The organism is Paenibacillus taichungensis, assembly GCF_047302525.1.
GTDB classification, from domain to species: Bacteria; Bacillota; Bacilli; order Paenibacillales; family Paenibacillaceae; genus Paenibacillus; species Paenibacillus taichungensis_B.
In genome coordinates this window covers 6,041,583-6,065,982 of sequence record NZ_CP168020.1, presented here as the reverse complement: position 1 = coordinate 6,065,982, position 24,400 = coordinate 6,041,583, and the positions used below count along the sequence as shown (strand labels likewise).

General features: G+C 46.6%; 20 protein-coding genes and 1 other annotated feature. Of the genes, 7 read left to right on the top strand and 13 right to left on the bottom strand.

What is annotated here, in order from left to right:
• Nucleotides 1–121: 121 nt before the first annotated feature.
• The 5 genes from ACDJ58_RS27600 to ACDJ58_RS27580 form a co-directional block, all read right to left on the bottom strand.
• On the bottom strand, nt 122–2,221 hold the full coding sequence (locus ACDJ58_RS27600) for a TerD family protein (protein WP_413373949.1): 2,100 nt from the start codon (nt 2,219–2,221) through the stop codon (nt 122–124).
• Nucleotides 2,222–2,623: 402 nt separating this feature from the next.
• Entirely contained in the window at nt 2,624–4,129 is a 1,506-nt protein-coding gene (gene mqo, locus ACDJ58_RS27595) for a malate dehydrogenase (quinone) (RefSeq protein ID WP_413373948.1), read from the bottom strand.
• A gap of 316 nt (nt 4,130–4,445) precedes the next feature.
• The gene (locus ACDJ58_RS27590; RefSeq protein WP_413373947.1) at nt 4,446–4,850 is read right to left on the bottom strand and encodes an Imm7 family immunity protein; all 405 of its coding nucleotides are present in this window, start codon (nt 4,848–4,850) and stop codon (nt 4,446–4,448) included.
• A 20-nt stretch (nt 4,851–4,870) separates the two neighbouring features.
• The gene (locus ACDJ58_RS27585; RefSeq protein ID WP_413373946.1) at nt 4,871–5,980 is read right to left on the bottom strand and encodes a WXG100 family type VII secretion target; all 1,110 of its coding nucleotides are present in this window, start codon (nt 5,978–5,980) and stop codon (nt 4,871–4,873) included.
• Nucleotides 5,981–6,160: 180 nt separating this feature from the next.
• Nucleotides 6,161–6,964, bottom strand: coding sequence for a DNA-binding protein (locus ACDJ58_RS27580; protein ID WP_413373945.1), 804 nt, complete (start codon nt 6,962–6,964; stop codon nt 6,161–6,163).
• A gap of 164 nt (nt 6,965–7,128) precedes the next feature.
• Between ACDJ58_RS27580 and ACDJ58_RS27575 the strand changes: the two genes are divergently transcribed.
• A complete protein-coding gene (locus ACDJ58_RS27575) occupies nt 7,129–7,476 on the top strand; it encodes a helix-turn-helix domain-containing protein (RefSeq protein ID WP_413373944.1) in 348 nt (115 codons plus the stop codon).
• A 63-nt stretch (nt 7,477–7,539) separates the two neighbouring features.
• Here the strand turns inward: ACDJ58_RS27575 and ACDJ58_RS27570 are convergent, their stop codons facing one another.
• The 5 genes from ACDJ58_RS27570 to ACDJ58_RS27550 form a co-directional block, all read right to left on the bottom strand.
• Complete coding sequence (locus tag ACDJ58_RS27570; RefSeq protein WP_413373943.1) at nt 7,540–9,234, bottom strand: diguanylate cyclase; 1,695 nt, start codon at nt 9,232–9,234, stop codon at nt 7,540–7,542.
• Between the two features lie 331 nt (nt 9,235–9,565).
• Nucleotides 9,566–10,336, bottom strand: coding sequence for an AAC(3) family N-acetyltransferase (locus ACDJ58_RS27565; protein ID WP_413379851.1), 771 nt, complete (start codon nt 10,334–10,336; stop codon nt 9,566–9,568).
• Nucleotides 10,337–10,529: 193 nt separating this feature from the next.
• Complete coding sequence (araA, locus tag ACDJ58_RS27560) at nt 10,530–11,954, bottom strand: L-arabinose isomerase (protein ID WP_413373942.1); 1,425 nt, start codon at nt 11,952–11,954, stop codon at nt 10,530–10,532.
• 297 nt (nt 11,955–12,251) lie between these two features.
• Entirely contained in the window at nt 12,252–12,947 is a 696-nt protein-coding gene (locus tag ACDJ58_RS27555; protein ID WP_413373941.1) for an L-ribulose-5-phosphate 4-epimerase, read from the bottom strand.
• Between the two features lie 3 nt (nt 12,948–12,950).
• Nucleotides 12,951–14,567, bottom strand: coding sequence for a xylulokinase (locus tag ACDJ58_RS27550; protein WP_413373940.1), 1,617 nt, complete (start codon nt 14,565–14,567; stop codon nt 12,951–12,953).
• A 396-nt stretch (nt 14,568–14,963) separates the two neighbouring features.
• Between ACDJ58_RS27550 and ACDJ58_RS27545 the strand changes: the two genes are divergently transcribed.
• The gene (locus ACDJ58_RS27545; protein ID WP_053782465.1) at nt 14,964–16,055 is read left to right on the top strand and encodes a GntR family transcriptional regulator; all 1,092 of its coding nucleotides are present in this window, start codon (nt 14,964–14,966) and stop codon (nt 16,053–16,055) included.
• A 213-nt stretch (nt 16,056–16,268) separates the two neighbouring features.
• Here the strand turns inward: ACDJ58_RS27545 and ACDJ58_RS27540 are convergent, their stop codons facing one another.
• A complete protein-coding gene (locus ACDJ58_RS27540; RefSeq protein ID WP_413373939.1) occupies nt 16,269–16,913 on the bottom strand; it encodes a nitroreductase family protein in 645 nt (214 codons plus the stop codon).
• Nucleotides 16,914–17,027: 114 nt separating this feature from the next.
• Nucleotides 17,028–17,477, bottom strand: a complete 450-nt coding sequence (locus tag ACDJ58_RS27535; RefSeq protein WP_413373938.1) for an RrF2 family transcriptional regulator — start codon at nt 17,475–17,477, stop codon at nt 17,028–17,030.
• Nucleotides 17,478–17,822: 345 nt separating this feature from the next.
• Here ACDJ58_RS27535 and ACDJ58_RS27530 point away from each other — a divergent pair, with 345 nt between their 5' ends.
• The gene (locus ACDJ58_RS27530; protein ID WP_413373937.1) at nt 17,823–18,866 is read left to right on the top strand and encodes a hypothetical protein; all 1,044 of its coding nucleotides are present in this window, start codon (nt 17,823–17,825) and stop codon (nt 18,864–18,866) included.
• A gap of 101 nt (nt 18,867–18,967) precedes the next feature.
• Here the strand turns inward: ACDJ58_RS27530 and ACDJ58_RS27525 are convergent, their stop codons facing one another.
• A complete protein-coding gene (locus tag ACDJ58_RS27525) occupies nt 18,968–19,777 on the bottom strand; it encodes a GNAT family N-acetyltransferase (RefSeq protein ID WP_413373936.1) in 810 nt (269 codons plus the stop codon).
• Nucleotides 19,778–19,822: 45 nt separating this feature from the next.
• Nucleotides 19,823–20,059, bottom strand: a binding site (T-box leader).
• A 294-nt stretch (nt 20,060–20,353) separates the two neighbouring features.
• Between ACDJ58_RS27525 and ACDJ58_RS27520 the strand changes: the two genes are divergently transcribed.
• Genes ACDJ58_RS27520 through ACDJ58_RS27505 form a run of 4 tightly spaced genes read left to right on the top strand, consistent with a single transcriptional unit; the run spans nt 20,354 to nt 24,315 of the window.
• On the top strand, nt 20,354–21,439 hold the full coding sequence (locus tag ACDJ58_RS27520) for an iron-siderophore ABC transporter substrate-binding protein (protein ID WP_413373935.1): 1,086 nt from the start codon (nt 20,354–20,356) through the stop codon (nt 21,437–21,439).
• Nucleotides 21,432–22,472 carry a FecCD family ABC transporter permease gene (locus tag ACDJ58_RS27515; RefSeq protein ID WP_413373934.1) on the top strand — a complete coding sequence of 347 codons (1,041 nt, stop codon included), beginning with the start codon at nt 21,432–21,434 and terminating at the stop codon, nt 22,470–22,472. Before ACDJ58_RS27520 ends, ACDJ58_RS27515 begins: the two co-directional genes overlap by 8 nt.
• Nucleotides 22,469–23,500 (top strand): FecCD family ABC transporter permease, encoded by a 1,032-nt coding sequence (locus ACDJ58_RS27510; RefSeq protein WP_413373933.1) that lies wholly within the window; start codon nt 22,469–22,471, stop codon nt 23,498–23,500. Before ACDJ58_RS27515 ends, ACDJ58_RS27510 begins: the two co-directional genes overlap by 4 nt.
• Nucleotides 23,500–24,315, top strand: coding sequence for an ABC transporter ATP-binding protein (locus tag ACDJ58_RS27505; protein WP_413373932.1), 816 nt, complete (start codon nt 23,500–23,502; stop codon nt 24,313–24,315). The genes ACDJ58_RS27510 and ACDJ58_RS27505 overlap by 1 nt, the downstream gene beginning before the upstream one ends.
• Nucleotides 24,316–24,400 lie beyond the last annotated feature (85 nt).

Below are 24,400 nucleotides of genomic sequence, written 5' to 3'. Positions count from 1 at the left end.
CACCAAAGTTATCAGAATTTAGATCACAATACATCCGACCAATATCCTGATTCTACATTCACAACAAAAAGAGCAGCACTCCGCCGCTCTTCTCTATCCTCCATATTCACATGTGATGGACTCAAGCCAAATACTCCGCCATAATCTGCTCGATATCAAACGGGGTAATTCCTTGATCCACCGAGTAGATCGTATCGGCCTGATCCATCGTGTCCACTAGTTCACCTCGGGCCTTGGCATGGAGTGTGAATAAGTCGTAGAGATCCGGTTTGCGTAGCGTGGTCAGGGCTTTGCCCATCAGGACCATCCCTTTTTGATTGCCCTCCACATTATTGTGATACTCCGGATGCCTAGTCAGCGCCAGATCCGTCCAGATTACCGTACGCTCCACCAAATCCATAATGACGGGAATCGCTATCTGCGTATCTGCCGTGATATCAATCTTGTTAGCCACCGTGGACGGCTCGAAGATCTCGCCAGAACCTGGCTTCTTCCGCATCATCCAGCCCACAAAGCATTCCGGCAAATCGCAATATGGATGACTCGTAAAGGAAAGCAGACTCGCCACCACATAACGTCCGCCATAAGCAATAATTGACGGAATATGCAGGTCAATGAACTCGCTCGCACCATGAGGCGCTGTCACGATATCCCCGCTGTGAACGGCCTTGTAGTTGGATGAACGCAGATTCGTATAGGAGATGTGCTCTACATAGTTCCAGTTCTCATCGTACATCACTGCAGACAGATCGATATCCACGCGCCCCGTTGCTTGACCGTTCACGGTCCCTTCCTTCCACCAGTTGAAGAAACGAATTGTGTCTCCTTCTGCCATCGGTACTCGGCTTCCTCGAACAATCGTATGAAGGGCCTTGCTCGCCGATCTTTGGGAAAAGGGAACCAGATAATCATGGAGCTGTGGATCGACATACGTCTTCCCAAGCGAAGGAAGGGCGGCGAAATGCTGCACCAGCGCCTGTTCACACATCTGCACGACGGCACGACAAGTATTATCGTCCATCTCTGGAAGCTGATTCGGAATGGCGAAAGCCTTCGCTACATTGCCTTTCGGGAAAAATACACGCAGATCCTGCGGCTCATTACGCCGGGCAAAATGCTGCTTCACCTGCAACAATACCGGGGTCGATACTTGCTCCAGAATTTCTCCAAACGCCAGCAATACATATTCCTTATCCGTGGTAGAACGCAGCAGGTGATCCAATCTTCTCGCAAATTCACCAGGGCGCTGCTTCAACAGCTCAATCAGACTCCACACATTCTGGTATTGGAAGGCAAGCTCCACACTTCCGTTAAAGGTCGTAAACGACTTGTTATTACGCAAAATATCAAAAGCTTCCTCGCATCGCGGGTACCGCAGCTTATATTCAGATGGATGCAGAATTTCGCCCAGACGAATCCAGCGATCCTTATAACGAAGCATGTTTTCCGTAATCGAACCGCATTGCTCCAGGAGACCAAGCAACAGGCGTCTCTCACGCCGCTTGAATTTACGGAAAGGCGAAGCTAGAGCCAGGCTGACATCGCCATCCGACCAGGCCACAGCGAGACGAAGGACATCCGTTGCCGTTCTGAAATACGGGCCGATTCGGTCGATATTGGCCTTTTCATACTTTAATAAGGAAGCTACCACGAACCCCACATTTTCCTTAAAAGGAATCTCGACTGGCAACAGCGCATCCACTTCATCCGGTTCCGCATGCTCCAGCACCGTATCGATATCTGCTTTGTCTGTCTCCGAGATGGAGCCCTTCGCTTCAATTAGTTGGCGGATGAGCGTCTGAAAGTCTGCCTTGTTTCCGAGGCCAATGACTTTCAGGTTTACTTTATCCAGCAAAGGCACTCTTTCCACGGGTTCACGATTCGGATATACCAAGGTCAGATAATGAAGGATAGCATTCAGGTAAAGCTCTACCTCATCTTTCTCCATCACCTGCGTTGGAAATCCAGGGTACATCGGTTTGTAGTCCACATGTGCGCCGACCATGATTCTCAGATCAGCCACAACCTGGACAACCAATGCTTCAAACTGTTCCTTGGATAACGTTCGCACGGCTTGCATCAATTCATCCGAGAATGTGTATCCAAGCGTTTCTATATTTTTAAGGGCAGTCGCCAAATAAACCTTCGGCAGCTGTTTCTCCCCTTGTTCTTGCTCGATCATGAGTTTGTTCGCTCTGCGCAAATAGATTGTATTGTTCATGATAAAAGAGTCCAGGAAAGCCATATCCCTACAATTGGTGGTCTGCTGTAGAAGGAAGGAATATGATAGCCTGGACGCCTCCTCTCTGAATTGAGATCTTCAGGAAAGCGGCAACCCTAAGTTCGCCAATGAAGTTAGAAGGAAGGATCGCCATAGCCTGAAGACCAAAGATCCGAAGTTCGTGACCCGAACCTTTGATGAACCCATCATCTCAGATTCCACGATCTCCCAACAGGGCGAAAGTATTACGACTGGTTAAATTAAGGGGAATTCTCTGACTTGTGTCGAGTAGTACTCAAGAACGGCATACAACTGATGGTACATAAAAAAAGAGCTAAGCACGGTTTTTAGCCGGCTTAGCTCTTTATCACACGCACGGTAAACAGGTTGCATACCAGCTCGTTACATCCGAACGACTGATTTCTCAGCCGTCAGCCCAAGCACCCGAGCGGTTGAAGCATGTATCTGGTTCAGTAGACTAAGATTGTCAACCAGTGATTCGCCATAGGAAGGAACCATTTCCTTGATCTTTGGTTCCCAGGCATCCATATGCTGCGGGAAACACTTCTGGAGGATCTCCAGCATCACGTGAACAGCAGTTGAAGCACCCGGCGAAGCACCAAGCAATGCCGCAATCGAGCCATCCGCCGCAGTGACTACCTCCGTGCCGAATTGAAGCGTTCCTTTGCCGCCTTGAGCCGTATCCTTAATCACCTGCACACGCTGGCCCGCCAGCACCATATCCCAATCCTCGGTCTTGGCACCTGGAACAAAGTCACGCAATTCCGCCATGCGTTGTTCCTTGGATAACATCAGTTGTTGGATCAGGTATTTGGTTAGTGAGATTTCTTTCACGCCTGCCGCGAGCATCGTGAGCAAGTTATGCAGCTTCACGGACGTAATCAGATCGGCATTGGAGCCTGTCTTTAAGAATTTTGGCGAGAATCCGGCAAACGGTCCGAAAAGCAGCGACTTCTGGTTCTCAATAAATCGGGTATCCAAATGCGGAACAGACATTGGCGGAGCACCCACCGAAGCCTTCCCATATACTTTGGCATGATGCTGTTCCACGATTTTAGGATTTTTGCACACCATAAAGATGCCGCTAACCGGGAAGCCGCCGATATGTTTACCTTCGGGAATACCGGATTTTTGCAGCAAATGCAAACTTCCGCCCCCTGCACCGATAAACACAAATTTCGCCGTATGGCGCTTGACTGCACCACTGCCCAGATCTTTCACTGTTAATTCCCAAGATCCATTGCTTGTGCGTTTCATATTCTTCACGCTATGTTGGTAGTGGATATCCACGTTTTGGCTCTTTAAGTGTTCCATTAGCATACGCGTTAAAGCACCAAAGTTAACGTCCGTACCGGAGTCAATTTTGGTGGCTGCAATCGGTTCATTGCCCGTGCGGTTTTTCATCATCAGCGGAATCCATTCCGCCAGTTTTTTCTTATTATCCGAAAATTCCATGCCAACGAATAACGGATGTTTCGATAACGCTTCAAAGCGTCTTTTTAGAAACAGGACATTCTGCTCTCCATGTACATAACTCAAATGAGGAAGCGGCATAATGAAGTCCCGTGGATTACGAATCAGATTGCTTTTGACGAGATAGGACCAAAATTGCCTTGAGATTTGAAAATGCTCATTCACCTTAATGGCTTTGCTAATATCTACGGATCCGTCTGGTCGTTCAACGGTATAGTTAAGTTCGCACAATGCTGAATGCCCGGTTCCGGCATTATTCCATTCGTTGGAGCTTTCCTCCCCCGCACTGGCGAGCTTCTCAAAAACCTTAATATTCCAGTCTGGTGCCAATTGTTTAAGCAAAGTTCCCAAAGTTGCACTCATAATTCCGGCACCAATCAAGATAACATCTGTACTCGTTTGTCCCTGGCTCATGTCTACCGTCCTTATATCCTATATTTGCCAAAAGGATGTAAGCGTTATCGATTTGGCATTGCAGCAAGCCCCATTCTTGAACAGGCCCGCCCCTTCTCTGAATGAATATAACCTTGATCTAGTGTATCAATAATATGGGTCAATTTAAATATGCAATTTGAAGATATTTGCTATTCCATCAGTATACGCTAGTTTATGTCAGATAGATAACCCGGTTATAGGGCTGAAAGATTAATTTGTTCAATAAAAAGAGACAATTCTGGTTGCTTTGCCTGAATTGTCTCTGAAAGTTGGTTTTTGGGTCTTAAATTTATATCTACTCTTCGTAGTCATCCTCCAACTTTGGTATAAATGGCGAGAGAACAGTGTCATGATGCTCCGCGATCTCGCCCCGAATTAATGAATACACCTTAAATTGATTGGAAAATTCCAAATCATCACTATCTCTTACATAAAGAACGCCATAAGAACCAGGAGCTATTTCCCCTACCTTTTTCAACACTTCGGTTGGATCATACTTTGATACAGGCTTGTGATTATTGAGTCCGGCTATCCAAAGTTGAAAATCACCATTTACTGCTCTTAAGTCCAAAACGCCTGAAGGCCACTCTAACTCTTGCACATATTCTTTAAGCTGTTGAATAACCAATTCATATTGATCGTCATCTTCTTCAAACGAGGCACTCTCTCTAATTGTTGCCCATCCATGATACTCGTACATATTCTATCATCCTCTCATAATTAAAGGGGTAATTGTCTTATCACTCTATCGTCGGGTTTGCCATCAAAATGAAAATAAGCTTTTCTCCCTGTCTCAATGGCTGCTTCTATTGTAGCTTTAGCCTGCTTTCTAAATTGTTTATCTAAGCTATTTAATGGTGGCTTCGTTTGAGCAATATACTGATCACTTACTGTGTCAAATTCACGCCCATTAGGATCATTATTAAATTTAACTCTAGACTCACCACTAAGTTTTTCTGCTAACATATCCGCTGCTTTATCTTCTTTTGGAACCTTAACTAATCCACCAGAGTATTGTCCAGTGTTTGTTGCTATGGATTTGCTCTGTACATCAGATATTTTCACTTTTGTCGTCTCTGCTTTTGATTCAGCATTCTTTATATTATTCTTAATTTTTGCTGCCAAACCGGATGACGATGTTCGAAACGGTCCTGAACGTCCTGGAAAGCTCCCACGAACCATCTGAATCGCCATAAAAACTTGGGCAAACTTTAGAGAGGTAACCATGGTTCGAGCATAAGAATCAGAGACAGTTTCTCCTGTATAGGGATGTATTCCGTTCTGGAATGCCTTGATCTGTAGTGAAAATATATCCTCCCCAGGTGGTTCAACCTTCACACCTTCCATGCGATTAACATCCAGATGTCCATGATCCTTCTCATACGCCTGAAGAGCAGCCTGATCCGCAACACCATCCTCGTTGACAGGCATCCACACCCACTTTCCAAACATATTGATTTGTGCCATCCGATATCCCTTATCACCCGAGCTTGAATCACCTGCTGAATTGGTCATGATTGCTGCGGCACCGACTGCTCCAGTTGCACCACCCAGACTTACCAACTGAGCATCTGCATCCTGGAAGCGCGTAGCGATGTCCTTCAATCCCTTGGATGTATTCACCATACTCTCCAGCGCTTTATCCAGTATAGGGCGTGATTGCTCAAACTCATAGTAAAACCGCTCCTGCGTCGCACCCATCCACATCATCTGAATGAACATGATCTGTCTCGTCAGATCACCCCGTATATGCTCCAACTGTTGTCTGGCTTGATCCACCTGATTCGATACGTGATGTAGTTGTTCAGGGGTAACTTTGATTGTACTCATACGTTTCTCCGCTCATTTAAAATAGGATTAACCAATGTTAGCAGAAGTTTGTAACATAGACCATCAGGCTAACATCCTGATTTGACCATTTTTTAAAACATAAGCTGTACCCATCATCGGTGCTATGGTCCTATATGCATTTACCCATTCCAGAGTACTTATCACCAGCAAATAATCCCCTTACCCTATCTCCTCCAAAAACGCCCGATACCGCCCAACCTGCTCCTCCGTCGCACATTCCCGCAACGATTCCCATAGTGCCGCGCATTTTTTGAAATACCGATTCATCTCAAGCTCATCCGCTAACCTGAGTGCCTGCAAAATGAACTCCACCGCTTTCTTTTGCCTTCCCATCCATTGTTCATATAAAGCCCGCTGATAACAGTAATGGTACATATCACCGTTGTTTAAAGAATTCACTTCTCTGCCAACGCCCTGAACCTGACTCGCAAACATATGTAAAACTCGATCAATCTGCCAATGATACCGAACCGCTGCCTCCACAATCGTTCTCAAACCTTCTATACATTCCTCCGGATGCTCTAGCAGAAAATTCACATACTCCTCCAGCAGCTCTGCATGCCCCGCTTCAATCTCCAGCGCATACCGATTCACCTGTGCTCGATGCCTAAACTCCTGCACTACCTGCATTCCCGCCTCATCCAGCTCCTCCATCCACCATAGCTCTGCATACTGGTCAATACACGCCCGCGCTTGATCCACCTGCCCCATCTTCTGGTGAGCCATGCCCCGCATTTGGAGACTGAACCCGTAATAATAGATCAACGGACGCTCGGTATGAATATATGGTAAAGGTAATCCCTTGGTCCGATGCTCTTGTCGCTCTTTACGGATGCACTCAACACACTGGTACAAAACGTCCGCCGTCTCCATCACCTTGTTCCAATTTTCAAAAGCAACAGCCATGTCCAACATTTCAACAATAATGTCCGGTTTAAGTGATTTCAGGATAGATTTTCGCAAAAGGGTTTCCTCCTTAATTATCCATTTCAAATAATTGTATAGGTAAAGCAAAAGAAGATCAATATAAATTGTACTTTTAAGTACTATTATATTCGGAATCAATTTGCATCCATTGGTCTGTAACGATTCTATAACCTCTTCTAACCTTAAGTGGAGGTGATCATATGAATTTACCAGAAAGTGTAGGGAATCGGATACGCGAGTTAAGAAAGGCCAAGGGTTGGACTCAAGAGCAATTAGCAGAAGCAGCAGGTCTTCATTACAGCTATATTGGTGGAGTTGAACGGGGAGATCGAAATATTTCTCTGGAGACTCTAGAAAAAATAATAAATGGATTCCAGGTTCCTGCTGAAGAAATCTTCAAATTCAACGAAGAATCCGAGTACAAAAGAGCTTTGGATGAACATATAACATTAATAAGTGGTAAAAGTTCAGATGAAATCGCATCATTAACGAAAATTAATAAAGAGATTCTTAATACTATAGAAAAACTACAAAAAAATTCTGATTAAACACATCAGCATAAAATCAAAAAGAGTGGAGTACACCTCTCACTCTTTTTAAATTTCATGAATTTATAAAACAACCGGCTCAAACTCAGCAAACTCAATCCGATTACGCCCATTCTGCTTCGCCTGATACAGCGCCTTGTCCACTGCAGCGAACAGTTGAGTCAAATACCCCTCCGGATTCTCCGGTACATGATCAACTTCAAAATCCTCGATAGACAGAATTCCTATGCTAATCGTAATGGACACCTGTTCGATCTCATGATCCACCACAATGAGGTTAGACTCCACCGCTGATCTCACGCGTTCGGCTATTTGTTGCGCTAGCTGGCGTTCGGTATGCGGAAGGTAGATCATAAATTCCTCCCCGCCATATCGCGTTAGAATATCGGTGCTCCGAATGGATTCTTTGACAGCCTGAGCCGTGCGATGCAGCACTTCATCCCCGATGACATGTCCGTAGCGATCATTGATCGCTTTGAAGTAATCAATATCCAGCAGTATGAGTGAAAACGGCGTTTTATATTGGATATTGGTGATGACCTCGTGATTCAGGTGTTCAGTCAGATAACGGCGGTTATAGCAGTTGGTTAGACTGTCCGTCAGGGCGAGTTCTTCCAGCTTGCGATTGGCCTCGGACAACTCCAGACGAATGCGATCCAGGGCATGATTACGCTCCTGAAGCGTCTCATTCTGCCGATTCATTTCTTTTACATAGAAGCGCTCTTGAGAGACATCCTGGAACGTAAGGATATGTCCAATAGGTGCACGAGCAGCATCCACAATGGGAGACGCTTGTAGGATATAATGACGGATGTCATTCCGCCCCACGAGTACTTCAATTTGAGACAAGGTATTGTCTTTTTGCTTATACTCCTCCAGAAACTTCTGGCGGCTGCCCTCTACACGAACAGAACTCAGAAATGCCTCCATATCAAAAGAATCCCCCACATGCAGATCCATGAAGGATCGGGAGGCTTTGTTCAATTCAATAATCATCTCATTCTCATCCAGTACAAGGATGCCGTAAGGAATGGTATTGATCACATCCTCATGCGCGATGGAAACCAGATCGAACACATTGTACCTTTTAATAACATAGACGAAGAAAAGGTCAGACACGAAAATCCCCAGCGAAGTCAGTCCGGGAATGATGAACGGTAAATACGCTCTTAGAACCACATTAAGTAGAGCGTCGATTGTTGCAAAAGCAGCCAGCACGAATATGCCCCATAGCGTAACTTTCACCTGATTTTTAATCATGGAGGACGTTCGAGAAGAATAAAGTGCCCGGAATAAAATAAAGAGGGACGTTACAAAGTAACTCACGAGTATAGCCATGACAACCCAGAACCAGTGTCCATATGCCCGCTCGACATAACCGCCTTCCAGCGGAGTTACAAACCAGCCCCATGGGTTCAGGATCACGCCAACCGCTCCAATAACCGCAGGGATGAACAATAGGAAGGATCTTTTTGGGCCTAATCGCTCCGCCTCACCCGTAATGAAGATCGTAAGCAGCAGCCAACCGCTCCCGAGTAAGGAAACGGCGACAAAAGATAACGTAACATAGAACAACTGCAAGCCGGGGTCCTTGGTCAACGTACTCGCAAATTGACAGAATGGCCAGAGCATCATCAACCCATGAAACAAAAAGTAAACCTTATGTAAGTTCGTAATTCTAACCGTAGCAAAAACATATACGTATACACCAAACAATAGGACGAATAGAAAGAGATCATACCATACTAATGGGCTCACGAATCTTCTCCTTTTTGCATGCGACAACGAAGATAGTATTGAACTGGGTTATTCCTTAACGCTATGTGAACCTTCGATAAACCTATAAAAGATATTCCTATATTATTGCTATTGGTTAATTTAACCACATCTTATCACACCGCTAATGGGGTGAGTAGCCCATACAATGGCAAACCAACCAACCTCTGATTGAATTTTGCGCAATTTTTGCGTTTTTGTGAATGAAATTGAATGTTTGGATGCAAACCGGGAGGGAAGAAGACCTTGTTAGCTGTCGTAAGAAGCAAGCAGGTATGAATGTAGGGCCCTCCGTCACCGGACGGCCCTCTCCTCATTCGTGTACAGTAGCCAAAGGTAAATTGTCTGAGAACAAATCCGGATTATCTTGGAGCATGCCCGTAATTACTTCCGTCAACAAGGCCGCATCACACACTCTGACAATCGCATCGCCAAGCTGCCCCTTACGCATTGCTCCCTTACGTTCAAGAACGTCATCCACTTTCCAAAAATGCTCCGACCACGACAATCCGCAATGTCTCCGTGAAGGCACCGAGATTTCGGTTCCATCGGGTAAAACCGTACGTAACATCTCAGGCTCATCCGTTAATCTGCCCGGGATGTCGACCCATTCTTCGATACCATGGATAAACGTGTTCCGTTTCAGATCAACGCCGATCAAAAGGATGGTTGCCTTCCGATCGAGCAGTTTTCCCCAGGCTGAGCCTCTCGCACAAGGTGTATCGAAAAGATGATCGTCCTTCGTGAATGCTTCAGCATCCCGTCCCAGGGCACCTACCGAATGCGTAGGGTGCCAAGAACGTACTACTTCAGGTCGTTTGCGAAATAGCTCAGGAAGAATACCGACACAGCATGGTGAGGATTCCACGTGGAACATCGGATTGTCCGCATTGATCGTGGACCATGTATGCGTTGGCAATACCAGCAGTCCGCCCTTCATATACTCGGTCAATGCATCCAACACCGTATCCGCACCGCCTTCGACTTCTCCCATGCTTTTCATGGAAGAGTGAACGAGCAGCGTCCCTTGGTCGTCAATGCCAAGCTGGCGCAGTTGGTGGAGCAAACTTTCTTGGGTATGCATCATTAATAGATAACCTCCTTTGGGCTATTATAGCAAAATAGAGCGTAGACGACGGTACTAACGTTATCCTTTGTATTGGAGAGAGCACAAGACCCGTTTCAGGCCATACACCATGCGCCTCATGGCAAGACAAAGGGCCGGGGAACCCCCCGGCCATAAGGAAAGAATTTGTATAAGTTCATGAATAACAAAACTATTTAATCACAACGTACTCCAGGTTCACCAATTTCGCATAGGTCACGATTTGATCAGTAGTCAGGTTCAAAGATACTACGGTATGGTGACCTCCGCCATTCTCGATCCAAGCTCTAACCCCATCCTGGAAGTTGGGCTTCACGTTCCACAATACACGTGCTACCGGCAGATTAGGCGCTGGAACTGTCGGTTCAAATGCAGATACTTCGTTGATCAACAATTTGTAATGCGTTCCGAAGTCTGCCATGGATACCACGACACCTTCTCCTGCTTTGCCATCGAATACGAGACGTGCAGGATCTTCACGATCGCCAATACCCAGTGGGGATACGATGATTTTAGGTTTGTTGCTGGCGAGTGTCGGGTCTACTTCAAGCATATGGGATTGAAGTATCGCCTCTTGACCAGCCGCCATCTCGTACGTGTAATCCTCCATGAAGCCCGTGTTTTCGTTATGGGCCATAACTTTGAGCAAGCGGTCGAGTGCAGCCGTTTTCCAGTCGCCCTCTCCAGCAAAGCCGTATCCTTGGGCCATCAGACGTTGAACAGCCAGACCCGGAAGCTGCTTCATGCCATGCAGATCTTCGAAGTTGGTGGTGAAGGCACTGTATCCACCCTCGTCCAGGAAACGTTTGATCGCAATTTCATAACTTGCTTGTACACGTACGCTAGCTTCCCAAGCTTCTTTGCTGTTCGTGCCATAATCGAATTCATACAGCTCTTCATACTGAGCGATCAGATCATCGATTTCTTGCTCCGTTACGGCATTCACGTATTGCACGAGGTCGCCGATACCGAAATAATCGACTGTCCATCCGAATTGGATCTGTGCTTCCACTTTATCCCCTTCGGTCACGCCCACGTTGCGCATATTGTCGCCAAAACGAGCAACCTTGATGTTGAAGCTTTCGTTGTAAGCAACCGCTACGTCCATCCAGTCTGCAACCTGCTGCTGCACTTCTGGACGCTCCCAGTAGCCAACGACGATTTTGTTTTGTTTTCTCAGGCGTGCATTGATGAAGCCATATTCACGGTCACCGTGAGCCGCTTGGTTCAGGTTCATGAAATCCATGTCGATTGTCGCCCAAGGAATGCTTTCATTGAATTGTGTCGCGAGATGAAGCAAAGGTTTTTGCAGCAATTTCGTACCCCGAATCCACATTTTTGCAGGTGAGAACGTATGCATCCAGGTGATCACACCCGCTACCTCGTCGCGGTAGTTAACTTCCTTCATGATACTCGTGATTTTATCTGCGCTTACCGCCAAATCCTGCAATACGAGCGGGTATGGCAGAACGCCGCTTGCATTGAGGGCATCCGTGATTTTCTGTGCATTGGCTTTAACCTCACCCAGTGCTTCTTCCCCGTACAAATGCTGCGAACCTACGACGAACCAAAACTGTTTAGCTGCTGTTGCTGACATGTAATCATCCTCTTTTCATTTTTATAGTTGAACAAATGGGTTTACACTTACCACTCCGATTGCAGTACCATCTTCCGATCGCTGGTTATCCCCGGATTTCTTTGATCAATTTTAATAAGGATGATATCCCGGGATAAAGGCGAAGTATATCCTTCCGAAGTAGCTTTCTTGCAGAAAGCTTTTAGCTTCGCTTCTACAGATTGGTTCTGCACTCTCCGTTATCGTGTAAATCTTAAATCCTAATATAGATCACTCAGTAACCAGAACAATCTTCAATTCGCTGTTTTCCTGCTCATATCATTTTTGTCCGTAGTAGGCGTCTTTCCCATGTTTCCGCAAATAGTGTTTATCCAAAATGCCTTGCGGCAGTTCTTTTGCAAAGTTATTCAATTGCCGCGCATACAGGTTCATTTTGCACACTTCCTCCAGCACGACGCTGTTCACAACCGCTGACTTGGCGTCTTTGCCCCATGTGAACGGTGCATGACCATGAAGTAGAACTGCCGGGATCGCCATCACATCCAGACCCCGCTGTTTGAACGTCTCGATGATGACATGGCCTGTCTCCGCTTCGTAGCCCCGATCGATCTCACCCTGATTCAAGAAACGGGCACAAGGTACGGCACCATAGAAGGTATCTGCATGCGTCGTCCCCATCACGGGTACGTCCAATCCGGCTTGCGCCCAGATGGTCGCCCACGTGGAATGGGTGTGCACGATACCACCAATTTCCGGGTAATGTTTGTACAGCACCGCGTGAGTCGCGGTATCAGAGGAAGGTCTCATTTCGCCCTCCACCACATTGCCGTCCAGATCAACCACAACCATCTCGCTTGGTTTCATCTTGTCATAGCTGACACCGCTCGGTTTGATGACAAACAGGCCACTATCCCGATCTATTGCGCTGACATTACCCCATGTGAACTTCACGAGTCCGTGCTTCGGAAGCTCCAGATTCGCCTCATATACCTCTTCTTTCAGTTGTTCTAACATGTGTTAGTCCCTCCCGTTCTCTACCAGATGATCTACCGCCGCCTGCTCAATCGCGAGGCCCTTCCGATAACGTTCGATAAATGCTTCAAAACCTTTGACATCCGATGCATCCGGCGTAACTTCCTCACCCTGGACATCGCTAAAAACCTTCTGCTCTAGGAACACATCCAGACTCTCCTGCTGATCCTTGTTGATCATGTACGAGGCCAGAAGCGCCATACCCCATGCGCCGCCTTCACCCGCTGTAGACATAACTGACACTGGCACGTTCATCGCTGCGGCTACGATCCGCTGTCCGACGACAGGAGTTTTGAACAGACCACCATGAGCCAAGATGCTGTCAATCGCCACATGCTCGTTCTTCGTCAAAATGTCCATGCCAAGCTTGAGGGCACCAAAAGCGGTGAACAGATGTGTACGCATGAAGTTCGCCAGATTGAAGTTGCTTTCCGGTGAGCGGACGAACAATGGACGGCCTTTATCGATGCCCGTAATGTTTTCACCCGAGTAATAACCGTAGCTCAGCAAACCGCCACCATCCGGGTCAGCTTCCAAAGCCTTATTGAACATCACGCTGAACAATTTACCGGTGTCGACTTCGTATCCCATCGCCTCGGAAAATTCACGGAATAATCCAAGCCAGGCGTTGATGTCACTGGAGCAGTTGTTGGCATGCACCATGCCTACCGGACTGCCGTCTGGCGTCGTAACCATATCGATCTCGGGATACACTTTGGACAATTCCTTCTCCAAGACGATCATCGCGAACACGGAGGTGCCGACGGAGATGTTGCCCGTACGCTTCCTCACGCTATTCGTTGCTACCATGCCCGTTCCGGCATCACCTTCTGGCGGACAGAGTGGAATGCCTGACTGCAAATCATTCGAAGGATCGAGTAGCTTGGCTCCCGCTTCGGTTAACTCACCAGCATTCTCACCTGCGCGATACACCTTGGGAAGAAGGTCCTCGACCTTCCACGGATAACCTTTACTTGTGATCAGTTCATCGAACTGCTTGATCATGGACGGGTGATAATTATGCGTAGACTCGTCGATTGGGAAAATGCCCGAGGCGTCGCCGATACCGATGGCTTTATTACCCGTCAGCAGCAAGTGTATGTAACCAGCCAAGGTTGTCAGGTGGTCGATGCGAGGCACATGGACCTCTTCGTTCAAGATCGCTTGGTACAAGTGAGCGATGCTCCAGCGTTCCGGGATATTGAACTGCAGAAGATCCGTCAGCTCCCTCGCAGCCTTCCCAGTAGTCGCATTACGCCACGTCCGGAATGGTACCAGCAGTTCTCCCGCGCTATCCAGTGCGATATATCCATGCATCATGGCGGAGAATCCGATGGAGCCTACCGTTTGCAGCGTGATTCCGTATTTCCGCTCTACGTCTTGCTTCATTTCACGATACGCAGTCTGAAGACCTGTGATGATATCCTCCTGGTTGTACGTCCAATATCCGTCTTTCAGGAGGTTCTCCCATTCATAACTGCCTGACGCAATAGTCTCAAAACGTTCGTCAATCAACACCGCCTTGATCCGCGTCGATCCAAATTCGATGCCTAGTGAAGTGGCTCCCTTGGTAATCGCTTCTTTCATATCCACATGACTCATGATCACGTAGTCCCCTCTCTGACCACAGTAGGTAAAAGTAAAAATAGTTTTGGCTTAAAGCTGATTAAAATAGATTCATATTTCGGTTCATTGAAAAGAATGCGCTTTCCTTTTCTGACAGCCTTAGTATATTTTTTGTACGTACATTTGTCAATAATATATAATAGTTATACTTACATTAGTTAAGATATAACGTCTAAACGATCTAATTTCTGTGCTCAAAAGGTTATGTTGTAAGGTACACATCTCTATTTCAAGACGTGATTTGTACGGTTTATTTTGTGAAACTGGCTGCTTTATTTCCATTCGGTTCGATTCATGATAAAATATGTACGTACAACTATGGATATGACGATGTTTTTTTATAGATAAGTAACGATGAAAGAAGTGGACTGCGTGAAGCCAAAGTATCAGGTCATCATTGACGATATCAAAAGCAATATCCTATCGGGAACCTATAGCGTAGGCGAACAAATCCCTACCGAATCCGCACTGCAGGACAGCTACAACGTGAGCCGCCAGACGGTGCGCAAGGCCATTTTGGAGCTATCGAACGAGGGCTTTTTGAGAAGTGAGAAAGGTTCCGGCACCTATGTAAGCAATCTGTATCGATCCAGAACCGGCGGCAACACGATGAAAAAAACAATCGGCGTCATCACGACGTACATCTCCGATTACATCTTCCCCTCCATCATTCGCGGCATTGAAGGTCGGTTGAATGAGGACAATTATTCGTTGCTGTTAGCCAGCACCAATAACGACGTTGCACAAGAGAAAAAGGCACTCGAAATGATGCTGTCCTACGGTGTGGATGGCCTAATCGTCGAACCGACCAAGAGTAATTTGTATAATCCCAACATTGCGTATTACCTTTCCTTTAAAGAGCAGGATGTACCGTTTACAATGATCAATGCCTTTTATGAAGAGCTCGAGGTGCCTTTCTTCTGTCTGGATGACGTGCAGTCCAGCTATCTAGCTACCCGGGAACTGATCGCCAAAGGACATAGCCAGATCGGCATTATCGCAAAAATGGATGATTTACAAGGGAAGTATCGGATGAAGGGATATATCAAAGCGCTGGGCGAAGCCAAGTTGCGGTTTCATCCCGAGCAAGTGCTTTCGTTCGATACGGCATCGAAGCCGAACCTCTCCACTAACCTGGAAGTGTTTCTGGAGGAAAACAGAGATGCGCTGACATCCCTTGTCTGTTACAACGATGAGGTGGGGCTAGAAGTCGTACATGCATGTAGAAAGCTGGGCATTTCCATTCCAGACGAGCTATCCATTATCGGCCAGGACAATTCATACATCGCCAAGAATGCCAACATCAAACTCACGACGTTAACCCATCCCCAAGAGCAAATGGGCCGCGACGCAGCGGATTGGGTCATCAAGAAACTGCAAGGCAAAAAGGATCTGCCCACCAACACCTACTACCAGCCAGTGCTGGTTGAGGGAGAGACAGTAAAAGAGATTGAGTTGGAATAGTATTGGGACTAAGGTTTGGGTGATGTGAATTGCTCCATAAAAGGGGAAATCGCAGCCTCAACCACCCCCCCTTTGTCTGCGGTCGGCATGTTCTTGCTGAAATACGAAAAGGCTGCCGTAATGGCAGCCTAAGATGTTTTGCTTTAGTCATTCTTTTTAGCTAGAACAGGAACTAACTCATAGGGAGTATCTCTCCCAATGGAGCGGGCTCCATTATTTTGTGATACCATTCCAGAACGTCAGATCGTCAATGGGCAGTCGAGTCGTCGGATGCCCCGGTTGCGAGGCTTTGCCGATGGAAATAAGAATGGTTGGAACATAACGATCGGGAATATCGAACGCTTCAATGAATTTATTTTTATCGTATCCAGCCATTGGAACGGTATCATAACCACGCGCTTTGGCGGCGAGCATGAACTGCATCGATAATAGACCACAGTCAAACATTACGCCATCCTTGATATATTGAGAATCCATGCTTCCCAGCATTCCCTTCATGTTGGTAACCAACGAATCCTTAACTTCCTTCGTCATATAACCAGCTTCTACAGAAGCGTCATAAACAGAGTCAACCTGCTTAATGTATTCCAAATCCCCCAGCACCGCAATAACGGCCGAGGCATCTACCACCTGCTGCTGGTTATTCGCGATGGGAAGCAATTGTTCTTTCAGAGCCTGATCATTAAAGACAATGAATTTCCATGGCTGCATATTCGCGCCAGACGGAGCAAGGGCTGCTTCAGTCAAAATATCTTTCAATTCCTGCTCTGAAATGTTGAACGCAGGATCGTAATGCCGTACAGAACGTCTTTCCTTTACCACTTCCATGAAGCTTTGCTCTTGTTTTACGCTCTCCATCCCATTTTGCCTCCCATATATATACTGTGTATTATTTAACACAGTTAAGGGTAAAAAAATGAACCACTTAACTGTGCTAATATAAGCACAGTATATATGTGGATGGGTATGTTGTCAATTCTCCATTATCGGACTCATCCTGTTGGCCATGTCGGCAATGGTGTATTTTCGCAGGATTTCCAACACACTATGATTAATTTCCCCCGTAATATCGTTGAACATATCATGCATCTGGATGCCAAATGAGTGATCGCCTGTGGAATCCAGCATTCCTTCACACAGCGATGCCTCGGTCTGAAGCGCCAGATATATATCGGCCAATGTCACGGATTCCGGCGGCTGCTTCATGCGATAACCTCCATCTCGTCCTTCACGAACCTCCAGAATGTTCTCCTGAGCGAGTTTCGCCAATATTCGGCGAATCAATGTTGCTTCTGAGCATAAATGATCGGCGATATTGTTACTTGGATAGCGGTTAGGACTATCCGACATGAACACAAGGGCCTGCAATGCCAAGCCGAATGCCTTGCTATTGGAGGGACAGGTATGTTTGGCCTTTTTCATCGTACAGGGCTCCCTTCTTCGTTGCGTCCTGTGTGAATTATAGCAAACCCCCAACTCCCGTTCAACACGGCATCGAGGTTTGCAGACAGTGGCTTGCTCGCTATTAAAAATCAGGAGGTACACGCAAAAGAACCTCGATTGCTTTAACGAAGGCTAAAGGTATCATTGCAAGTTAACTCGTATTTATTCCGGCTTGTCCGCCAGCACCAACGGGGAAATGCTTGCAAGGGGTTCTTTTAACTCTGTCACTCTTTGTATACTAAGTATATAGGTAGCATATTTAGAGGTAAGTCAGGCGGCAATACATACGTATTTAAAACTTGAGCGAAGTGGAGGATGGTATCCATGAAAGTCGGGTCCGCACGAAAAGCAGCGTATGAGTGGGTTATGGAGCATGCCAGCAAGGAGAAGGGATTCAAAGGGGCCTATTTCAGTGGTTCAACGATAGACTTGCCTGATGATAAAGAGTTGTCAGCTACCTCCGACATCGATGTTGTGGTCATTACGGAAGAAACCGCGCCCCCGCTAAAGCTTGGGAAGTTCCTCTACCGTGGTGCTTTGGTCGAAGTCACGTACCTATCTTGGGACCAGATCGCCTCAGCCCAAGAGGTTCTGTCATCCTATCATCTGGCAGGCAGCTTTCGTGTGGACACGATCATTGCTGATCCCACCGGACATCTAGGCAGACTTCAAAATGAGGTATCTCACCATTTTGCCAAGCAGGTGTGGGTACAACGCCGATGCGAAAACGCTCGGCAAAGAATCGAAAACGGGCTACGGGAAATAGATGCCGATGCGCCAATGCATGACAAGGTAACAGCTTGGTTGTTCCCGACTGGAGTGACCACACATGTGTTACTCGTTGCAGCGCTTCGTAATCCAACTGTGCGCCGCCGCTACCTAGCTACACATGAGGTGCTTAAAGAATACGGCTACACCGATCTGTACGAAAATCTGCTGGAGCTGCTCGGCTGTGCTCACCTGACTGCTCAGCGCGTCGAATATCACCTTGGAGAACTCGCCCGAACATTTGACATAGCTGCAGCAGCAGCGAGGACACCTTTCTTTTTCAGCTCCGACATCACCACTACTGCCCGTCCGATTGCAATCGATGGTAGTCGTGAACTCATACAATCCGGATACCATCGCGAAGCGGTATTCTGGATCGTCGCAACTTTTGCTCGCTGCCATAAAATTCTGACCGCGGACGCTCCTCCTGAGATACAAGAAACACTCACTCCTGCCTTTGAAGCAGCTATCGCTGATCTCGGCATCGCTTCTACCAACGACTTTTTCAGTCGCGCCGATGACGTTACCAAATTCCTGCCCCGACTTTGGGAGACTTCCGAAGCGATCATATCCTCTAATCCTGGCATAGTAGGCAAGTAATATAGCTATTTTGTTCAAATAAACTTCAAAACATCATATAATAACCACTTACATGCCTATAATTGATTCTCAGTGAAGTCATGCCCTATACCGCTTTTCTCCTATTTGAATTTAATGTCAGCCACTTGACCACTTTCAACAAAACCTATATTTTGATAAACCTTATTTGCATCAGGGTTCTTCAAATCGGCATATAGCATTGGATCTAAACCCTCTGCTATGAGGATAGTGCATAATTCTGCTACAACTGCACTTGCATATCCATTCTTACGAAAGGCAGACGGTGTATATACTGCATTAATTCTCGCATGTCTTGGAGAGCGATGTGCAATATTAGCCATAGATACAGGGTAACCATCTACTAGCCATAGATACAAATTGCCTGTTTCTATGATCAACTCTGCTGCTGATATTTGACTAGACGGTTCAACTTTGACTCCATAAGCTCCTTCTGAGAAACCAGCTAAAAATTCCGCCACTGTCTCCAAATGATGTTTCGTAGCTAGGTGCAGTGTCCCTTCTACATGAACTGGCTTCTTTACCTCAGAACAAACGTAGGATTCCATAATCATATAAGGAACGTATTGAAGCCCACTAGACTCTGAATATACCTCAGCAAAGTGTTCAACAGTCGTCCGATCTCCTGATATACCCGGCAGTTCAGTTCCCTTGAGAAATTCTAAAAGTTCTTGCAAGAGCTTGTTCTTTGGTTCAGCTGCAAGTTCTTTGGAAATCCACAACCAAGCGTTGTGCCCTTCTGACTGGGCAAAGATCATTGTTTCATTAGATGCTTTTAGACAGGTTGAACGCTCTGACTCGCAGATACGATGAATAAGATTGTACTGAACTTCATCGGCCATAAACATATTCTGACGCAGTACTCGATCTTTTACACCAAACTTTTGCCACATACCCATTCCTCCTCGATTCATAAAAAACACAAAAAAACCCATCCCATTAGGGACGGAGTCTATTCCGCGTTACCACCCTGATTGGTGTATGAATGAATACACCCTCTCTGCCACCGTCCAACAACGATGCTTCTATATAACGGTAGAATACCGGGCCCGTCTACTATTATTTCGGAGGCCTGCTCTGAGGCGATTTTTGATTCGGATACCTACTGCCTCGCACCAACCGGCAGTTCTCTGAATGGTATTTCCGTATCTACTTGTCCTCTTCGTTGCATTTAATTGCAAAGTAATTAGATACACTATATTTGTTAAGGAATATTATGTCAATTATTTCGAGTCGTGAAACCGCACTTTTCCATCGATATTCGCTTGTTTTATGAATAAATCTATCCTTATCCGGAGTCTATCATTTACAAATTTTTCATTGACACTCCCTTTCAAATAAAGATATATTTGTTGATGTTGATAATCATTCTCATATGTAAAACGTTTTATATTCATTTACTTTGATGAGTTTGCACAGCCAGAAAGTCAGATTCAACAAATATATTACAGATTAGAAAGGGGAAACACATGAACACGAAAAGAAAGCTCTCTTTAATGACACTACTCATTTCGGTAGTGCTGATCCTGGCCCTGGTAGGTTGTGGAAGCAAGCCAGCAACTCCTGCAGCGAGTCCGGCTGCGAGTGATTCAGCAACTACCGAGACTACTGAAACTCCAGCCACTCAAGATGAGAATACCGAATATCCGATGACCATCAAGCACGCTTTGGGAGAAACCGTTATTGAGAAAAAGCCTGAGCGTGTAGCTACGGTTCAATGGGCTAACCATGATGTCGTTCTCGCTCTTGGACAAGTCCCTGTAGGCTTCTCGGCGGCAAACTTCGGCGTTCAGGATGACAGCGGACTGCTGCCTTGGACTGCGAAAAAACTCGAAGATCTCGGCGTAACAGACCCGAATGTCTTCAAGGACACAGACGGTCTTGATTTCGAAGCCATTTCCGATTCCAACCCGGATGTCATTCTTGCAGCTTACTCCGGTATTACCCAGGAAGACTACGATCTTCTTAGTGAGATTGCTCCAGTTGTAGCTTATCCAACTGCTCCTTGGGCAACAACTTGGCGTGAACAAGTTCTCCTCAATTCCGAAGGTATGGGCATGAAAACTGAAGGTGAGCAACTGATTAAAGACACTGAAGCCATGATTAATGAAAAAGTAAGCGCCTACCCTCAGATTAAAGACAAAAAAGTGGTTTGGGTAAACTTCTCAGCTGAAGATATGTCTAAACTGCACATTTATACACCTGTAGACTCTCGCGTCTCATTCCTGAATGAGTTGGGACTAGTTGTTCCAGAAAGCATCACCAGCCAAATTACAGACCCTAACAGCTACTCCCTAAGTTTAAGTGCTGAGAATGCCGAAGCCCTTAATGATGCGGATATCCTTGTTGGATATGGAAATGCCGAGTTGTTGAAAGCCCTTCAGGCTGATCCACTTCTGGGTAAAATTCCAGCAGTTAAACGAGGTTCAGTAGCATTCATCGAAGCAGATACACCTTTGGTTGCTGCTGGAACGCCAAACCCACTGTCTATTTCTTATACTATTGATGATTATCTGAAACTAATCGGCGGTGCTATTGATAAAGTAAATGAATAGTTCATCGATTCCGAATAACAATCAACCACGCTTGAATATCCCGAAGAATTTCGGGCTGGTTCTGGTCATCTGTTTTATCCTGCTCATTGTAAGCGTAGTAGCTTCACTGGTCCTCGGTTCTCGGCCAGTGGGGTTTCATGAACTAATCGACGGATTATTTCACCCGGAAGTAGACTCCTATGGGGCAAACATCGTGCGCAAGCGGATTTCCCGAACCGTCTTCAGTTTATTATGTGGGGTGGCACTCGGGGTATCGGGAGCGATTATGCAAGCCGTCACACGCAACCCGCTTGCTGACCCAAGTATATTGGGTGTTAACACAGGCGCATCTTTGTTTGTGGTATGCGGCATTGCGTTCCTGAATATCAGCAGCGCGGGGCAATATATATGGCTGGCTTTGGCTGGGGCTGCGATTACTGCAGTGTTTGTATTCGGAATCGGCTCTATGGGGCGTGGCGGCGCCACGCCCATTAAGCTTGTTTTGGCCGGAGCTGCTGTAAGCGCTGCTCTTTCTTCTCTGGTCACCGCGATCATGATTCCCCGCTCGTATGTCATGGACCAATTCAGGTTTTGGCAAGTGGGAAGTGTCGGATCGGCAACATGGAGTGGGATCGGCACATTCATTCCATTTCTGATCATCGGAATTCTCATTGCATTTGTTACCGCCCCGGCACTCAATGCGTTAGCGCTGGGAGATGATGTGGCTACGGGATTGGGCGTTCGAACCGGAACACTGAGGCTTATTTCCGCGCTTGCAGGTGTACTGTTATGCGGAGCGGCTACCGCTCTGGCTGGGCCTATTGGTTTTATCGGATTGTTATCCACTCACGTCATACGCCTTATTATTGGGCCTGATTTACGCTTTGTTATTCCGATGTCAGCCATTGCCGGAGCCATCATTCTGACGATCTCCGACGTAGGTGGCAGGCTCATCAGCAATCCTGGCGAGCTTGAAGTCGGCGTAGTGACAGCATTTATAGGTGCTCCCATTCTCATTATTCTAGCTATGCGATCGAAAGTGCGTTCATTATGACCAATCATTCTATTGAATTTATTATGGCGGGCAGACGTCAAAGACGCCGCCGATGGATCCTTGTCACCAGTCTCCTTGCAGTACTGGCATGCATTCTATGCTGCGCCATGCTTTTATTAGGAAATACAATATATCCGGTTAAGGACGTTATTCAAGCCCTCTCAGGTGAAAAAATCAAGGGTGTCTCTTTTGCCGTGAGTACCATTCGTTTACCAAGAATGCTGACCGGTCTGTTTGCCGGATTTGCGTTCGGTATTGCAGGTTACACGTTCCAGACCATGTTGCGGAATCCCCTCGCAAACCCCAATGTCATCGGGATTACATCTGGTTCAAGTGCTGCTGCTGTTTTTTGCATCGTCATTCTTCATGCAAGTGGAGCCGTCGTGTCCTTCGCTGCGGTAATTGCAGGTCTGATCACAGTTCTGTTCATTTATGTACTTTCCAGAGGAAAGGTATTTTCAATCGGGCGATTGATCCTGATCGGGATAGGTATACAAGCGATGCTTGATGCTGTTATCTCTTATCTTCTACTGGTTAGTTCTGAAAAGGATGTTCCCTCAGCGCTCAGATGGCTCACAGGTAGTCTTAACGGTTCACAGATGCACGAGCTTCCGCCTCTTGTGATCACCGTCATCATCTGTTCGCCGATCATCATCTTGCTGGGCAAACATCTCAGCATATTGGAGCTTGGAGAACAATCGGCATTTTCCCTGGGCGTAGACACGGACAAGACCAGAATTGCACTTATTATAAGTTCTGTTTGTATGGTTGCGATTGCTACGGCTACCACAGGTCCGATCGCTTTTGTCTCATTCCTTTCGGGCCCCATTGCAAAAAGACTCGTCGGTGTTGGCTCATCCAACATCATTCCAGCAGGTCTTGTTGGCGTCAACCTTGTCCTGGCATCCGATCTCATCGGACAATTTGCTTTTGAGTACAGATTCCCCGTAGGCATCATTACCGGATTACTCGGAGCGCCTTATCTGATCTTCCTGTTAATCCGAATGAATCGAAAGGGGGAACTATAATGAAAGCAACACATGTTTTTCAAGCCGAACAACTGGTCGCAGGCTATGAGAACAAAACGATTATACATGGTGTGGACCTAGTCATCCCCAGTCATAAGATAAGCGTTATTATTGGATCGAACGGATGCGGAAAGTCTACGCTCCTTAAAACGATGGCCAGGCTCATCAAGCCCATATCCGGTAAGGTCACTTTAAACGGTAAGCCCCTATCCAAAATCCCACCCAAGCAATTGGCTCGTGTGGTGGGGCTGCTACCCCAGTCTCCCATTGTCCCGGAAGGGATCTCTGTAGCAGATCTGGTCGGCAGAGGACGATTTCCGCACCAATCCTTGTTCAGTGGCTGGACCAAAAAGGATTACGAGGCCGTTGCCGAAGCAATGACCATCATGAATATCACCGAGTTTGCCAATCATAATATTGACGAGCTCTCAGGCGGCCAACGACAACGTGTCTGGATTGCTATGGCCCTGGCGCAACAAACGGACATCCTGTTTCTCGATGAACCGACAACCTTTTTGGATATTACCTATCAAGTCGAGATTCTTGATCTGCTCACGGAGCTTAATCGGAAACACGGAACAACGATCGTCATGGTCCTTCATGACATCAACTTGTCCGCACGTTATGCAGACCATATCTTCGCACTTCATACAGGTAAATTGGTCGCTGAAGGCGTACCGGCAGAGGTCATTACAAGCACACGGGTCAAAGACATCTTCGGCCTGGATTGCACGGTAATTGATGACCCGATCTCGGGATCTCCGATGGTCGTACCCAAAGGACGATATCATGTGATTCATGAAGTAACTTCCTAATAGGATTTAAACCAAACTGATCTCTAACCTCAAAAGGGCAAGTTAGCGCCGTTGTCACGACTGACGCTAACTTGCCCTTCATTTA

What these genes read in the sequence shown, in the direction of transcription:
- ACDJ58_RS27600 (WP_413373949.1), bottom strand. Translation starts at nt 2,221, where the DNA reads ATGAACAATACAATCTATTTGCGCAGAGCGAACAAACTCATGATCGAG.
- mqo (WP_413373948.1), bottom strand. Translation starts at nt 4,129, where the DNA reads ATGAGCCAGGGACAAACGAGTACAGATGTTATCTTGATTGGTGCCGGA.
- ACDJ58_RS27590 (WP_413373947.1), bottom strand. Translation starts at nt 4,850, where the DNA reads ATGTACGAGTATCATGGATGGGCAACAATTAGAGAGAGTGCCTCGTTT.
- ACDJ58_RS27585 (WP_413373946.1), bottom strand. Translation starts at nt 5,980, where the DNA reads ATGAGTACAATCAAAGTTACCCCTGAACAACTACATCACGTATCGAAT.
- ACDJ58_RS27575 (WP_413373944.1), top strand. Translation starts at nt 7,129, where the DNA reads ATGAATTTACCAGAAAGTGTAGGGAATCGGATACGCGAGTTAAGAAAG.
- ACDJ58_RS27565 (WP_413379851.1), bottom strand. Translation starts at nt 10,336, where the DNA reads ATGCATACCCAAGAAAGTTTGCTCCACCAACTGCGCCAGCTTGGCATT.
- araA (WP_413373942.1), bottom strand. Translation starts at nt 11,954, where the DNA reads ATGTCAGCAACAGCAGCTAAACAGTTTTGGTTCGTCGTAGGTTCGCAG.
- ACDJ58_RS27555 (WP_413373941.1), bottom strand. Translation starts at nt 12,947, where the DNA reads ATGTTAGAACAACTGAAAGAAGAGGTATATGAGGCGAATCTGGAGCTT.
- ACDJ58_RS27550 (WP_413373940.1), bottom strand. Translation starts at nt 14,567, where the DNA reads ATGAGTCATGTGGATATGAAAGAAGCGATTACCAAGGGAGCCACTTCA.
- ACDJ58_RS27540 (WP_413373939.1), bottom strand. Translation starts at nt 16,913, where the DNA reads ATGGAGAGCGTAAAACAAGAGCAAAGCTTCATGGAAGTGGTAAAGGAA.
- ACDJ58_RS27535 (WP_413373938.1), bottom strand. Translation starts at nt 17,477, where the DNA reads ATGAAAAAGGCCAAACATACCTGTCCCTCCAATAGCAAGGCATTCGGC.
- ACDJ58_RS27530 (WP_413373937.1), top strand. Translation starts at nt 17,823, where the DNA reads ATGAAAGTCGGGTCCGCACGAAAAGCAGCGTATGAGTGGGTTATGGAG.
- ACDJ58_RS27525 (WP_413373936.1), bottom strand. Translation starts at nt 19,777, where the DNA reads ATGTGGCAAAAGTTTGGTGTAAAAGATCGAGTACTGCGTCAGAATATG.
- ACDJ58_RS27520 (WP_413373935.1), top strand. Translation starts at nt 20,354, where the DNA reads ATGAACACGAAAAGAAAGCTCTCTTTAATGACACTACTCATTTCGGTA.
- ACDJ58_RS27515 (WP_413373934.1), top strand. Translation starts at nt 21,432, where the DNA reads ATGAATAGTTCATCGATTCCGAATAACAATCAACCACGCTTGAATATC.
- ACDJ58_RS27510 (WP_413373933.1), top strand. Translation starts at nt 22,469, where the DNA reads ATGACCAATCATTCTATTGAATTTATTATGGCGGGCAGACGTCAAAGA.
- ACDJ58_RS27505 (WP_413373932.1), top strand. Translation starts at nt 23,500, where the DNA reads ATGAAAGCAACACATGTTTTTCAAGCCGAACAACTGGTCGCAGGCTAT.